This window comes from Mesorhizobium sp. P171375 (genome assembly GCF_057786075.1).
This window is the reverse complement of sequence record NZ_JBYNWF010000001.1, coordinates 1,237,258-1,251,831: the sequence shown is the minus strand read 5'-3', so window position 1 is coordinate 1,251,831 and position 14,574 is coordinate 1,237,258. Positions and strand designations below refer to the sequence as shown.

13 protein-coding genes are annotated in these 14,574 nt (G+C 63.6%); 5 read left to right on the top strand and 8 right to left on the bottom strand.

Annotation, left to right across the window (positions count from 1 at the left end; all coding sequences use genetic code 11):
- Positions 1-84: 84 nt before the first annotated feature.
- From pncA to ACYHH6_RS06230, 3 genes are all read left to right on the top strand, one after another.
- Positions 85-699: a bifunctional nicotinamidase/pyrazinamidase gene (pncA, locus tag ACYHH6_RS06240; protein ID WP_352582579.1), complete on the top strand. Its 615-nt coding sequence runs from the start codon at positions 85-87 to the stop codon at positions 697-699.
- Between the two features lie 69 nt (positions 700-768).
- A complete protein-coding gene (locus ACYHH6_RS06235; protein ID WP_352583272.1) occupies positions 769-2,148 on the top strand; it encodes a sodium:proton antiporter in 1,380 nt (459 codons plus the stop codon).
- Positions 2,149-2,311: 163 nt separating this feature from the next.
- Complete coding sequence (locus ACYHH6_RS06230; RefSeq protein ID WP_352582581.1) at positions 2,312-3,274, top strand: ornithine cyclodeaminase family protein; 963 nt, start codon at positions 2,312-2,314, stop codon at positions 3,272-3,274.
- Positions 3,275-3,296: 22 nt separating this feature from the next.
- Here ACYHH6_RS06230 and ACYHH6_RS06225 read toward each other — a convergent pair whose 3' ends face one another.
- The 8 genes from ACYHH6_RS06225 to gcvA form a co-directional block, all read right to left on the bottom strand.
- A complete protein-coding gene (locus ACYHH6_RS06225; RefSeq protein ID WP_352582583.1) occupies positions 3,297-4,019 on the bottom strand; it encodes an ABC transporter ATP-binding protein in 723 nt (240 codons plus the stop codon).
- A complete protein-coding gene (locus ACYHH6_RS06220) occupies positions 4,016-4,741 on the bottom strand; it encodes an ABC transporter ATP-binding protein (RefSeq protein WP_352582585.1) in 726 nt (241 codons plus the stop codon). Before ACYHH6_RS06220 ends, ACYHH6_RS06225 begins: the two co-directional genes overlap by 4 nt.
- Positions 4,738-5,700 (bottom strand): branched-chain amino acid ABC transporter permease, encoded by a 963-nt coding sequence (locus ACYHH6_RS06215; RefSeq protein WP_352582587.1) that lies wholly within the window; start codon positions 5,698-5,700, stop codon positions 4,738-4,740. The genes ACYHH6_RS06220 and ACYHH6_RS06215 overlap by 4 nt, the downstream gene beginning before the upstream one ends.
- Positions 5,697-6,578, bottom strand: a complete 882-nt coding sequence (locus ACYHH6_RS06210) for a branched-chain amino acid ABC transporter permease (RefSeq protein ID WP_352582590.1) — start codon at positions 6,576-6,578, stop codon at positions 5,697-5,699. Before ACYHH6_RS06210 ends, ACYHH6_RS06215 begins: the two co-directional genes overlap by 4 nt.
- Before the next feature lie 213 nt (positions 6,579-6,791).
- Entirely contained in the window at positions 6,792-8,096 is a 1,305-nt protein-coding gene (locus ACYHH6_RS06205; protein ID WP_488500409.1) for an ABC transporter substrate-binding protein, read from the bottom strand.
- Positions 8,097-8,351: 255 nt separating this feature from the next.
- Positions 8,352-9,794 (bottom strand): hypothetical protein, encoded by a 1,443-nt coding sequence (locus tag ACYHH6_RS06200; protein WP_352582594.1) that lies wholly within the window; start codon positions 9,792-9,794, stop codon positions 8,352-8,354.
- Positions 9,795-9,980: 186 nt separating this feature from the next.
- Complete coding sequence (gene pncB / locus ACYHH6_RS06195; protein ID WP_352582596.1) at positions 9,981-11,285, bottom strand: nicotinate phosphoribosyltransferase; 1,305 nt, start codon at positions 11,283-11,285, stop codon at positions 9,981-9,983.
- 170 nt (positions 11,286-11,455) lie between these two features.
- The gene (gcvA, locus tag ACYHH6_RS06190) at positions 11,456-12,424 is read right to left on the bottom strand and encodes a transcriptional regulator GcvA (protein ID WP_352582598.1); all 969 of its coding nucleotides are present in this window, start codon (positions 12,422-12,424) and stop codon (positions 11,456-11,458) included.
- 213 nt (positions 12,425-12,637) lie between these two features.
- Here gcvA and speB point away from each other — a divergent pair, with 213 nt between their 5' ends.
- Both speB and ACYHH6_RS06180 read left to right on the top strand, forming a co-directional pair.
- Positions 12,638-13,699: an agmatinase gene (speB, locus tag ACYHH6_RS06185; protein ID WP_352582600.1), complete on the top strand. Its 1,062-nt coding sequence runs from the start codon at positions 12,638-12,640 to the stop codon at positions 13,697-13,699.
- Positions 13,700-13,779: 80 nt separating this feature from the next.
- Positions 13,780-14,574, top strand: a complete 795-nt coding sequence (locus ACYHH6_RS06180; protein ID WP_352582602.1) for a transporter substrate-binding domain-containing protein — start codon at positions 13,780-13,782, stop codon at positions 14,572-14,574.

Sequence of the window (14,574 nt, the reverse complement as noted above, 5' to 3'; positions counted from 1 at the left end):
ATCTGGTCAAGTTTCTGCATCCGGTCGCATCCGCGGCGTTTTTCACTCGATCCCCGCTCGAGACGAAGAAAGAGGAGAGGCGCCATGGCCGACGAAGCGCTTGTTGTCATCGACCTGCAGAACGACTTCTGCCCCGGCGGTGCGCTGGCGGTTGCGGGCGGCGACGAGATCGTGCCGCTGGTCAACGATCTGATCCGGCACGCCGAGCACGTCGTGCTGACCCAGGACTGGCACCCGGCCGGACATTCGAGCTTTGCCTCCAGCCATCCGGGGGCACAGCCTTTCAGCGCGATCGAGATGCCCTATGGGCCGCAGACGCTATGGCCCGACCATTGCATTCAGGGCAGCCTTGGCTCGGACTTCCATTCAGGTCTCGCCTGGACCAAGGCCGAACTGGTGATCCGCAAGGGATTTCGCCCTGCGATCGACAGCTACTCCGCCTTCTTCGAGAACGACCACAAGACGCCAACCGGGCTCGCCGGCTACCTCAAGGAGCGCGGTATCGACACTGTGACGCTGGTCGGCCTAGCGACCGATTTCTGCGTCGCCTTCTCGGCGCTCGATGCGGTCAAGCACGGCTTCAAGACGACGGTGCGGCTCGACGCCTGCCGCGGCATCGATCTCAACGGTTCGGTCGAGGCGATGCTGAAGCGGATGCGCGACGCCGGGGTGAGGCTCGAAGACCCGACTGCGGACTGAGCCGTGAGGTTTGGAGGGAGCTGTACACAGTTAGGGGCGATTCTCACGGCAGGTGTTGTCTGCTCCGTCCTGTCCCCTCAACTGGCCTTTGCAGCCGACAGCAGCGAATTGCCTGGTGCCGCAATGTCGCTGTGGTGGGGGCTGCCGTTTGCCGGACTGCTGCTGTCGATCGCCACCGGGCCGCTGCTGTTCCACCATGTCTGGGAGCATCATTACGGCAAGATCGCCGCCGCCTGGGCAGCACTTGTGGTGGTGCCGCTGGCGATCGCCTTCGGCACGCCTTTGGCGAGCGAGGCCGTGCTGCACACGCTGCTCACCGAATATATGTCGTTCATCATCCTTCTGTTCGCGCTCTACACCATTTCGGGCGGCATCCTTGTTGCCGGCAACATCCACGGCACGCCACTGGTCAATGCCGGGCTGCTGCTTGTCGGCGCGATGCTGGCCTCGGTGATCGGCACGACCGGCGCCTCGATGATCCTGATCCGGCCGATGTTGCGCGCCAATGACAACCGTCCGTTCAACGCCCATGTCGTCATCTTCTTCATTTTCCTCGTCTCCAACATTGGCGGCTCACTGACACCTCTCGGCGACCCGCCATTGTTCGTCGGCTTCCTGCGTGGCGTCGACTTCTTCTGGACGACGGCGAACCTCTGGCGCGAGACGCTGTTCACCGGCGGCATGGTGCTGCTTGTCTTCCTGGCCATCGACATCGTGCTGCATCGCCGCGAAGGCGGCGCGCCGAAAATCAAGGACCCGACCCCGGATACGAAGGTGCGCATTCGCGGCGTGGCCAATCTTCCGCTGCTGGCCGGCGTCATCGGCGCGATCCTGCTGTCGGCGGCGTGGAAGCCGGGCGTGAGCTTTTCCATATTGGGCGTCAGCCTTGAACTGCAGAACCTGGTGCGCGATGCGATCATCCTGGGGCTCGCCTTGGTGTCACTCGCAGTCTCACGCAAGATCGATCGCGAGGCGAACGGCTTCACCTGGGGGCCGATCGCGGAGGTGGCAAAACTGTTTGCCGGCATCTTCGTCTGCATCGTGCCGGTGATTGCCATCCTTCGCGCCGGCCATGATGGCGCGCTGGCGCCGTTGGTCGCGCTGGTCACTTCGCCCACCGGTCAGCCTAACGATCTCGCCTATTTCTGGCTGGCCGGCGGGCTGTCGTCCTTCCTCGACAATGCACCGACCTATCTGGTGTTCTTCGAACTCGCTGGTGGCGATCCGCAACATCTGATGACGAAAGCCGCCTCGACGCTGGCTGCGATTTCGGCCGGCGCCGTGTTCATGGGCGCAAACACCTATATCGGCAATGCGCCCAACTTCATGGTCTATGCCATCGCCCGGCATCGCGGCGTGAAGATGCCGGGTTTCTTCGGCTATATGGCGTGGTCAGGGCTGGTACTGGTGCCGGTATTTCTGGTCGCGGGCTTTTTGTTTTTTAGCTGAGGCAGCCATCGGCTTCGGGGACCGGGATCCGTCTGCGAGCGGCATGGAGCCGACAGCGCATGCGTATGCGGGGTCAGCAATTTCTGCTATCAACGAGGATAGGGGTCGACTGCACGCTGAAACCGAAGAATGCGTACCGAGACAAGCCATTGTTGGGGAGACAATGACCATCCAAGCCGACCGCCTGCCTTATCTGTCGGGCGAATTCCTGGATAGCCTGCCAATTTCCACGTCCGACATAGTCGACGAAATCGAGCGGCAGATCGTCGGTCAGAGGCGGGGCGAGGTATGGTGTGCGCCGAAGGCAGTCGTTCTGCCGGGCGATAACCGCTACATCATGGCCACTCTCGGAGTCGCGACGGAGCCCCGGGTGCTGGCGACCAAATCGCTGCTGGTCAACCCCCGCAACGCCGAAAGGGGACTTCCAATCCTGAACTCGCTCGTAACCCTTCTCGACGCTGAGACGGGTCTGCCGCTTGCAGTGGTCGACGGCAATTGGGTGACTGCGAAGCGGACGGCCGGTCTAAGCGCTGCGGCCGCCAAGCGTCTGGCTCGGGCCGACTCGGCCTGCGTCGCGTTCATCGGATGCGGCGTTCAGGCGCGCGGTCATCTCGAGGTCCTGGCCGATCTTTTTCCGTTGCAAGAGATTCGCGCCTTTGGTCGGGGCCAAAGCAATCGTGACGCATTGTGTCGGTTGGCCGAGATTCGCGGTCTAACCGCAGTACCCAGCGATACCGCCAAAGAGGCGATCGAGCCTGCCGATATTGTGGTGACGACAGTCACTCTAGTGCCAGAGCCCACTCCATTTTTGGATGCCCGATGGCTGAAGGCGGGAGCCTTCGCGACCATGACCGATCTGGCTTTGCCCTGGCTGCCCGAGACCATGACTGTCTTCGATCGCATCGTCATAGACGACCTGGTGCAAGAGGCGCAAATGAGCAAACCGATGGTGAGACCGGAGCTCGTTGCCGGCGATCTGACGGGTTTGGTCGGCGGCGACGTGCCCGGTCGTCAGGGCGCAAATGAGCGGACAGCATTCGCGTTCCGCGGCATGGCGGTTGGCGATCTCGCACTGGCCGGCCTGGCATTTGTGCGCGCGAAAGCGATCGGTGCGCTGGACGATTAGAGTTCAGAGGTCCAGGCCTGCTTCAGCCCACCCCCACATAGCGCCTGACCGCCGACGGGTCGGCGCGCAGTTGCTCGACATCGACGGTCTCGCGGTTGCGGCCGTTTTCGATGAAGCAGACGCGGTCGGCGACCGACAGCACGGCATCGACCCGCTGTTCGACCAGGATGGTGGAGACGCCCAGCTCGCGCAGCTTCACCACGGTCTCGCGGATCTTGGCGATCATCGACGGCATCAGGCCTTCGGTTGGCTCGTCGAGCAACAGCACCTGCGGTTCGAGGCAGAGCGCCCGGGCCATGGCCAGCATCTGCTGTTCACCGCCGGACAAAGTGCCGGAGCGTTGCCGCAGCCGCTGGCGCAGCAATGGAAAAAGGTCGAGGACATTTTCCCGCACGGCCTTGCCGCTGCCGCGCGCCATCAGGCCGATCTCGATGTTTTCCGCCACCGTCATCTCGGCGAACAGCCGCCTGCCTTGCGGCACATAGGCGACGCCGGCCTTCGGCACCTCATGCGCCGGCAGGCCGGTCAGTTCCTGGTCGCCCAGCCGGATCGAACCGGCCTCCGCCGGCACCAAGCCCATGATCGCCTTCAGCGTCGTCGTCTTGCCGGCGCCGTTGCGGCCGAACAGGCACAGCACCTCGCCCTTGTTGAGCACGAGGTCGAGCCCGTAGAGCACCTGGACCTCGCCATAGAAGCAGTCGAGCCCGGAGATGGTCAGCGCTTCCGTCGCGGGGGCTCCGGTCATGGCGCCGTCCCCAGATAGGCTTCCTGCACCTGTGTGTTGGCGCGGACCTGTTCGGGCGTGCCTTCGGCGAGGATCCTGCCTGCGTTGAAGACGGTGATGCGGTCGGCCAGCTGCATGACGACCGGCATATTGTGCTCGATCAAAAGCACGGTGGCGCTTTTGGCGATCTCGCGCACCAGCTCGATGAAATTGTCGATCTCGCTATCGGCCAGGCCTTGCGTGGGCTCGTCGAGGATCAACAGCCGCGGCTTCAGCGCCAGACCCATCGCCACTTCCAGCAGCCGCTGATGGCCGTAGGAGAGCTGGCCGGCCGGCATATGGGCGCGGTCGGCAAGGCCGGTGCGTTCCAGCGCGGCCATGACCCCCGTGCGCACGGCGCCTTTCGAGCGGCCGTCGGTCAGCGTGCGCTGCACCGGCAGCGCGACATTGTCGTAGGCCGAGAGATTGGCAAAGACGCTGGTGATCTGGAAAGTGTAGGCGATGCCCCGGCGCACTCTGAGATAGGCCGGCTGGGTGGTGATATCAGCGCCGTCGAAGACGATCATGCCCGAGGACGGCTGAATGCGGCCGCTGATCAGGCTGACGAAGGTGGTTTTTCCCGCGCCGTTGGGGCCGATGACCGCGCGGATCTCGCCCGGCATCAGCTGAAAGTCGACACCGTCGACGGCGCGAAGGCCGCCGAAATTGCGCGATAGCCCCTTGGTGGTCAGCATCGGCATCATGGCAGCCACCCCAGCCAGCGCTGGCGCATGGTGCCGAGAATGCCCTTGGGGAAGAACAGCACCAGGAGGATGAGCGCGATGCCGACGATCAAGAGATAGGCGGAGGTGTAGCCGCTGGTGATGTCGATGACATAGTACATGAACACCGTGCCGATCAGCGCGCCGAGCGTCGTGGCGGCGCCACCGAGCAGCACCCAGAGCAGCGGCAGGATGGAATACTGCACCGAGGCAAAGCTTGAGCCGACATAGCCGAACAACAGCGCATAGGCCGCACCCGATGCCGCGCAGATGGTGCCGGAGACGACGACGGCGATGAGCTTGTTGGAAAAGGTGTCATAGCCGAGCATTTTGGTCCGCTCCTCGTTCTCGCGCACGGCGACCAGCACGCGGCCGTAGCGGGAACGGACGATGGCGAGCGTAATTAGGAGCACCGCCGAGAACAGCGCCAGCGCGCTCATGTAGCGCACGGTCGGGTTGGTGAGGTCGAGCGATGTCGCGCCGAAGCTCAGAACGCGCGCCGGTTGCGGCACGACCAAGCCCTGGTCGCCGCCGGTCCAGGCAGCGAAATACAGGATGACGAGATAGAAGACCTGCGCGAACATCATGGTGACGATCATGAAGGCGACGCCGGTGGTGCGCAGCGCCAGCAGGCCGATCACCAGCGCCAGCAACGCGCCGCAGGCTATGCCGCCGAGAAAGGCCAATGGCACGTTCCAGCCGAGATGGATGACCGACAGGCCTGCGCCATAGAGGCCGGCGGCGAAGAACATGGCGTGGCCAAGGCTGAGCAGGCCGACATAGCCGAACAACATGTTGTAACCCATGGCGAACACCGCCAGCACCATGATGCGGGCGAGCAGGCCGTGATGGTATTCCGGCAGGACGAAGCTCAGCGCAAACAGCAGCGCGATGACGCCGAGATGCAGAGCATAGGCTTTTGCCGGCGAAGCTTCGCTCATCGCGACGCCTGCCCGAACAGGCCCTGTGGGCGGAACACCAGCACCATGGCGACCAGCAGCGTGGCTATGATCTTGGCCAAAGTCGGCGAGAAGAACACCGAGATGATGCCGTCGGAGAGGCCGATCAGAACAGCGGCGACGACGGTGCCGCGCAGCGAGCCGAGACCGCCGATGATGACGACGATGAAGGAGAGCAGCAGCGGGTCCTGTCCCATCAGATAGTGCGCCTGGCTGATCGGCACGATCAGCACAGCCGCAATGGCGGCCAGCATGGCGCCGAGGGCGAAGACGCCGGCATAGACGCGGTCGACCGGGATACCAAAAGCCTGCGCCGTCTCGCTGTCATACTGGGTGGCGCGCATGATGAGGCCGATTTTCGTGCGCGTCAGCACCAGCCAGGTGGCGACGAGCAGAAGTGCGGAGGCGGCGATGATCGACAGCTTGTAGCCGGAATAGCCGAACCAGGGCAAAAGGATGCGGTAGCTGAAGGGCGGCTCCACCGGCCGCGCCTCCGGGCCGTAGAAGCTCAGCGCCAGCTGCTGAATGATGTAGAGCATGCCGATGGTGGCGACGATGGTGGCTTCCGGATTGTAATTGAGCCGGCGCAGCACCAGCCGCTCGGCGACGAGCGCGATGGCGCCGACGATCAGCGGCGCAATCACCAGTGCGGCCAGGAAGCCCACGGTGGGGTGGCCGGGGATCGCCGTCGAGATCGCCCAGGCGAGCACCGCGCCCAGCATGAAGAATTCGCCATGGGCGACGTTGACGACGCGCATGACGCCGAACACCAGCGACAGGCCCAGTGCGGTCAACGCCAGCACGGCTGAGGTGACGAGGCCTTCGAGGGCGGCGAGGAGGAGATGGGGTCCGAAGTGCATGGGCTAGGCACCGGCGGGCGCGCGAGGCACCCCCCTCTGCCCTGCCGGGCATCTCCCCCTCAAGGGGGGAGATTGGATTTCACGATGGGCTTCGCCAACTACCGACGGCGGTAGAAAGGCGCCTGCGCACAAACTGCCAATCTCCCCCCTTGAGGGGGAGATGTCCGGCAGGACAGAGGGGGGTGGGCTGGCGCTCACGCTCGCTGGAGCAACTTAGAGCGCCTGCGTCGTGTAATCCCCCTCGGCCTCGTAAAGCCCGTCTTCGATCTTGGTCTTGTGAACGACATTCAGCTTGCCGCCCTCGACCTTGGAGATGTTCTGGATGCCGAAGCACTGGTGGATCTTGCCGTTGAAGGTCTTCGGCCCCTGCGGATGCTCCGGCCCCTCGGCGAATTCGGTCAGCGCTTCGGTCGCCTCGACCAGCTTGGCGCGGTCTTCCGGGCCCTTGTAGCCGGCGTCTTCCATCGCCTTCTTGACGACGTAGAGCGTTTCCCAGCAGCCGAACATGTGGGCGGCGGTGGAGACGTCCTTGGGGTCGCCGACGGCAGCGCCATTGTCGTCGATGCCGACGGCGGCGCGGTAGGCTTTTTGCGCGGCTGAGTCGTTGGCCTGAGCATAGCGCGGCGAGCCTTCCCAGAAATGGCTGCCGTCCAAAAATTCGAGGCCGGGGCTGTTGATGTCGGTGGCTTCGAGCGAATTGATGAAGCCGAACAGCTGCGGCCGGTTGGAGCCGTAGAACTCGCCGAGCTCCTTGACGAAGGTGAGCACGGCCGGGCCGACCATGACGTGGTAGATCACCTCGGTTTCGGCCGGGATCTGCGGAAAATATTTGGTGAAGGAGGATTCCGTCGGCGGGATGGCGATCTGGGCGATGACCTCGGCGCCCTGCGCCTTCAGCGCCGGCGGCAGGTAGTCGCGATGGTCGTAGCCGAAAGCGAAATCGGGGAAGATCTGCGTCACCTTCTTGCCGGCATTGGCCGCGATCCACGGCGCCATCGACTGGATCTGGCTCTTCACATCGGTGATGCCGGGCTGGAAGACGTAGCGGTTGAGCTTGGTCGAGGCGACATGGTGGCCTTCGCTGACGACGAAATAGGGAATCTTGTTTTCGCCGGCCGCCGGCGCCGAGCCGATCACGACATGCGAGAACAATGTGCCGAAGACGATGTCGGTCTTGTGCTGGGTGGCGAACTTGCCGACCACTTCGGCGCCGCGGCCGGGATCGGTGCCGTCATCCTCGATCACCAGTTCGACCGGGCGGCCATTGATGCCGCCGGCATCGTTGATCGCCTTGACCGCGGCCACACTGGTCTTTTCGTACCAGCGGCCATAGGCGGCGCCGATGCCGGTGCGGTGTGACTGGAAGCCGATCTTGATCGGCGCCGAGCTCTGCGCCTGGCTGTAGCGGACGAAGCCGGGCGCGAGCGTCAGGCCGGCACCGGCGGCGAGACCTTTCAGCGCCGTGCGGCGAGAGAGCGTGGATTTGGAGAGATCGAAAAACCCATTCTTGTCAGTCACGGCAGTTCCCCTGTTTTTGAGTTTTGACTGTCTGTAACGAGGCAAGGCCACTCCCTTGCGGAAGGGGCGAAAATCGCATGTATACAAACTAAATCACCAAAGCTTCGACCTGGCAAGCGGGCTTTCCGCATCCAGCGCCGCGCGTCCATCAGGACGCGCAAAGGACGCTGGAGCATTTCTTGTTTTGCGCATGATCCTTTCCGAGAATCGAAGCCGATTTTCGGGGTCATGCGCTGGCATGTCCACCGTCTTCTCTCATCCCGCTGTCGGCGTAGCAAGCAACCAGAGGCCGAAGATCGTGTAGGCGATCATCAGCACGGTGAGCGGCAATTGGCTGAGGGCGGCGCGTGATGGAACCGGGTGCAGCCGCCAGGCCAGACCATGGGCGACAAGCACGGCCAGCATGTGGCCGGCAATGATGATGCCGGCCTGCACATTCCACAGCCACCAGACGGAGTCGGCGCCGGCGACGATGCCGGCCTCGATCTGCATGTCGGCGGCGCCGAACAGGTTCCAGCCCAGCGCGAACGGGTCGGACAGAGAGGCCAGCGCATACTGACCGTCGACCAGCAGCGCCGTCAGATAATGCGCGACATGATAGGCAAGCGCGATCGGCACGATCGACCAGACCAGCAGGCCCGCAGCTTCGCCGAGGGAATGCCGGCTGCCCGACAGATGCTGGCCGAGGATGACGGCCAGCATGAATGCCGCCGCCAGCAGCAAGAAAGTCAGCACCAGGCCGAAACTGCCGATGCCGATCAGCGCGGTGCGGCCGGGATATTCCAGCGGATTGATGTCGAACAGACCGAGCCAGAAGAAGGTTTTCGACAGGCCGTCGAAGGAGACAGACGAGAGGCTGAGCAGCAGGAAAGCGATGCCGCTGGCCGACAGAGGCGCGGCGCCGAGTAGTTTTGCGCCTGGCCAGCAAAGATTGAGCCGGCCCGCCTCGTCGCGTTCGATCGGAGCAAAGCGTGCCACCATGGCGAAGAAGACGGTCAGGAATTCGCCACGTTGACTCCAGCCGGGATAGCCGAAGGCGAGCATCGCGACGAAGGTGAAAAGCCAATAGAAGCCGGCGGCATAGGCCAGCCGCGCCGGGTCGTCGGGCGCCGGGTCGATCAGCTCGAACCAGGCAAAGGCGAAGAACAGGATGACGCCCGGCCAGCAGCCGAGCCATGCGGGAAGGCGCGGATGGTGCGCCTGGTCGCCGCGTCGGCCGAGCAGACGGGTGACGATCCGCCATGGGCCATACCATGGGTTCAACCATGACCAGAGATCGCCGAACAGGCCTTGCGCGATGGCGAGGCCGACCCAGACTAGGGTCCAGATGGTTAAGGGAAGCGGGTTGGAGAGTGGGTCGCGGCTGCCGAACAGGCCTGCTGTGATGAGGATTGCAAACCCGGCAAAGGAGATGAGGCTGACGATTGTGCGAGGGGCGTCGCTGAATGTGAAAAGTTGTAAGCGGCGGCGCCAGAAGCGGTCGAGTGCGTCGGGTGGCAGCAAAGCCAGGACGAGGAAGCTGACGGCGACGGCAAGTGCACCGCCGGCGATGTAGTAGCCGGTGGGCAGGAGCAGGACGTGGCCGCGATCGGATGCGTGGGCGAAGGCTGGGGTGGGGAGAACGGTGAGGAGGAGGTAGCAGGCGACATATGTCAGCCAGCCGCGATCCTTCACACCCCCCTCTGTCCTGCCGGACATCTCCCCCGCCAGGGGGGAGATTAGATGTCGCCTGGGCTTTCGCCAATTTTCAAGGGCGAAGAAAGAGGCGCGGTGCCCGACGCTGCCAATCTCCCCCCTTGCGGGGGAGATGTCCGGCAGGACAGAGGGGGGTGGGCGGGAACTCAAGTTCTCCGGGATTTCCATCTTAACCCGCGATGCACGGCCTCAAACCTTGACCAGCTGCTCCACGCGGTCCTTGGCCCCAAAAATCCGGAGATAGCGCTCGATCTCTTTCTTGTCCCCGGTCGCCTTGGCCGGATTGTCCGACAGCTTCACCGCCGGGCGGCCATTGGCCTCCGTCACCTTACAAACCAGCGATATGGCATCGAGGCTGTTGGTCTCGGTCGGCGCGCAGCCTTCGAAGTCGTTGGTGAGGTTGGTGCCCCAGCCGAAGGACATGCGCACCTTGCCCTGGAAGTGCTTGTAGGTCTCCTCAATGGTCTCGACCTCAAGCCCGTCGGAGAAGATGAGCAGCTTCTGCCTGGGGTCCTTGCCCTTCCCGCGCCACCAGTCGATGATTTTTTCACCGCCTTCGATCGGCGGTGCGCTGTCAGGGCGAAAGCCGGTCCAGTCGGCGACCCAGTCGGGCGCGTCGCGCAGGAAGGATGCTGTACCGAAGGCATCGGGCAATACGATCAGCAGGTTGCCGCCATAATAGCGCTGCCAGTCCTGCAGCACCTTGTAGGGCGACTGCTTCAGTTCCTTTTCCGTATCGGCAAGCGCGGCAAACACCATCGGCAGTTCATGCGCGTTGGTGCCGAGCGCTTCGAGGTCGTTGTCCATGGCCAGCAGTACGTTGGAGGTACCGGTGAAGGCTTCGCCAATGCCTTCCTTGAGCGCCTCGACGCACCAGCGCTGCCACAGGAACGAGTGGCGGCGGCGGGTGCCGAAGTCGGAGATGCGGATGCCAGGCAGCGCCTTCAGGCGCTCGGTCTTGGCCCACATCTTGGCCTTGGCGCGGGCATAGAGCACGTCGAGCGCGAACGGGCCGAAGGCGCGCATGGCCGCACGGGAGCGGAGTTCATTGATGATGGCCAGCGCCGGGATTTCCCACAGCGTGGTGTACATCCACGGGCCGCTGAAGGAGAGCTCGTACTGGCCGTCGCGCTTGGAGAGCTCGTAGTCCGGCAGTCGGAAACCTTCCAGCCAGGCGAGGAATTCAGGCTCGAAGATCTGCTTGCGGCCATAGAAATTGTTACCGCCGAGCCAGATCATCTCCTTCTTGGAGAAGCGCAGCGTGCGGGCATGGTCGAGCTGGTCGCGCAGTTCGCCTTCGTCGATCTCGTCGGCGAGGCGCACCGATGTGGTGCGGTTGATCAGCGAGAAGGTGGCGTCGACCTTGGGGTACATGCCCCAGATCATCTGCAGCATCAGAAGCTTGTAGAAATCAGTGTCGAGCAGGCTACGGACGATCGGGTCCAGCTTCCAAGTGTGGTTGTAGACGCGCCGCGCAATATCGGTCTTTGCCATGTCCTGCCGTCGCCTTCGCTGCTCGCGTCTGTCTTACGCAATTCCGGACGGAAAACCGCCGCACACTTTTTCCTGGAATTGCTTGGCAAGAGCTTATTAGCATTGAATTTTTGAAAGCGCTGCCCGCTTTCCCAACTGGCCCGACAAAAAGGAGCCGCTCCGGTCCAGCCTCAGCTCTTGGCGCCGACCACCCGCAGCGCCGGACGCTTCCTGCGGATGCCCATGCGGCCGGCCACCGGCGCGTCGGCGCGGCTGTCGGCCTGCTCCTTCTCGGCAAACAGCCAGTCGACGAACAATTGCACGATCGGCGCCGAGCGCATCTCGTTGCGGCAGACGACATAGAAATCGTCGACCGCCGGCACCGACAGGCTGAACGGCGCCACCAGCAGGCCCCTGGCGAGCAGCATGCTGGCGGTGACGGAATCGCCGAGCGCCACGCCATGGCCATGCACCGCGGCTTCGATCGCCGTGCGCGCATCGCCGAGATGGTGGCGACGGCCGCGTTCAAGATCCAGCCCGTCGGCGGCCGCCAGCCAGGTGTGCCACTCGCGGCCGTCATCGCCATGCAGGATGACATGGTCGGCGAGATCCCGGCAGGTGCGGATCGGCCGGTTGTTGATCAGCGTCGGGCTGACCACCGGGAACAGTTCGAGGCCCGACCATTTGCGCATCCAGCAATCGGTCCAGCTGCCGTCGCCATAGAGCACACAGACATCGACCTGCGGCGCGCGGATGTCCTTGGGGTCGTTGGAAGGGATCAGCGTCAGCCTGATATCGGGATATTGCGCCATGAAGCTGCCGAGCCGCGGCGTCATCCACAGAAGCAGCAGCGCCGGAACACAGGACACCGACAGCGTGCCGGCGCTGGCCGGCCTGGTCATGCGCTGGGTGGCGGCGGCGATGCCGTCGAACGCGGTCGACACCGCCGGCAGCAGTTCGGCGCCATGCGGTGTGAGCTTTACCCGCTGCCCGGTGCGTTCGAACAGTTTTACGCCCAGCGACTGCTCAAGCGCCTTGATCTGATGGCTTATGGCGCCATGGGTGACGTTCAGCTCACTCGCCGCCTTGGTCAGCGAGGCGTGGCGCGCCGTCGCTTCGAAGGCGCGCAGGGGATTTAGGGGCGGCAGACGCTTGGCCATGGGCAACCGGATACTCTGTGAGATTTTCTCACAACCAGCACCCTAACAATATCAATTGATTTTTCAATGCGGCTGCCGGACACTTTGTCCCAGAACAGCATCAATGACGTGAAATCTGCAGGCAGCCAGCGGGACAGCGACCCGGCCGGATGACGGTCAGTTCGCAAGATGCCGCCCCGGCCGCATGCACCAGCCCGGCAGGAGGAGACCGACATGGGTTACGATCGCGGCAAGCTCGACGCGTTGCGCCGCAAATATGGCGAGAGCCATGGCGGCGAGATGTTCGACCCGAAATTCCGCAAGGTCGCCGACAAGATCTTCTCCAAGAGCGGCACCAGGCTGGCGCCGTATTCCGGCATCCCGACCTTCCTCGCCGCACCCTACCGCGAAATATCGGCCGACAACCCGGATTTCGGCGATTTGCAAGTGGCTATCATCGGCGTGCCGATGGATCTCGGCGTCACCAACCGTCCCGGATCGCGCTTTGGGCCCAGGGCTCTGCGCGCCATCGAGCGCATCGGCCCCTACAACCATGTGCTGGAATGCGCGCCGACGCATGAGCTGCGCGTCGCCGACATCGGCGATACCCCATTCCGCAGCCGCTACCGGCTGGAGATCAGCCATGAGGATATCGAGCGCCGCACCAATCAGATCGTCGATGCCGGCGTGCTGCCTCTTTCCGTTGGGGGCGACCATTCGATCAGCCATCCGATCTTGAAGGCGGTCGGCAAAAAGGCGCCGGTCGGCATGATCCATATCGACGCCCATTGCGACACCAGCGGGCTGTTCGACATGACCAAGTTCCACCATGGCGGACCCTTCCGCAACGCGGTGCTGGACGGCGTACTCGACCCGACCCGTACCATCCAGATCGGCATTAGAGGCTCGGCCGAATATCTGTGGGAGTTCACCTACGAATCCGGCATGACGGTCGTGCACGCCGAAGAGGTGACCGGACTCGGCATCCCCGCCATCATCGAGAAGGCGCGCAAGATTGTCGGCGACGGCCCGACCTACATCTCCTTTGACGTCGACAGCGTCGATCCGGCCTTCGCGCCGGGCACCGGCACACCTGAAATCGGCGGCCTGACGACGCGCGAGGTGCTCGAACTGCTGCGCGGCCTGAAAGGCCTCAACATTGTCGGCGGCGACGTCGTCGAGGTGGCGCCGCAATATGACGCCACGACCAACACCGCCCATGTCGGCGCGCAGGTCCTGTTCGAGATCCTGAGCCTGATGGTGTTCAGCCCGGCCATTAAGAGCAAGGGGGCCTGACGGACTTCACATGCAAAGGCGGCCGCCGCGCTGGAGCCGGCGGCCGTTTCAAACAAACAAGCTTCCAGAAGGGAACCACAATGACGTTTCACATGAAATCAACCGTCGCCGCCGCGCTGATGCTCGCCGGCCTCGGCTTCGCCTCCCAGGCCCATGCCGACGCCGTCGACGACATCACCAAGGCCGGCGCCATCAATGTCGGCATCTTCTCCGACTTCCCGCCCTTCTCCTCGGCCAGCGCCGATATGAGCATCAAGGGCTATGACGTCGACGTGGCCCAGGCCATTGCCGACTCCTTGAAGGTGAAGCTCAACCTCGTCAGCGTCACCGGCCAGAACCGCATCCCCTATCTCACCGACAAGCGCGTCGATATCCTGATGAGCGTCGGCTATTCCAAGGAGCGCGAGGAGGTGATCGATTTCGCCGCCGCCTACGCGCCCTACTACATCGCCGTCATCGGCCCCGCAGCGCTCTCGGTCAAAGGCAAGGAAGACCTCGCCGACAAGTCGATCGCCGTCAATCGCGGCACGCTGGAAGATACGTCGCTGACCGAAGCTGCACCGGCTTCCGCCGACATCAAGCGCTTCGACAATTACAACTCCGTCATCCAGGCCTTCATCTCCGGCCAGACCCAGCTGATGGTGGTCGGCAACGATGTCGGCGCCCAGGTGCTGGCCAAGCAGGATGCGCTGAAGCCGGAGCAGAAGTTCCAGCTTTTGACCTCGCCTTCGCATATCGGCCTCAACAAAAAAGAGGACCGGCTGAAGACGGCGGTCAATGACGCCGTCGCCAAGATGCTGGCCGACGGCAAGCTCGACGAGAGCTCGAAGGCCTGGCTGAAGACGCCGCTCAATCCTGACAACCTCAAGGATTGA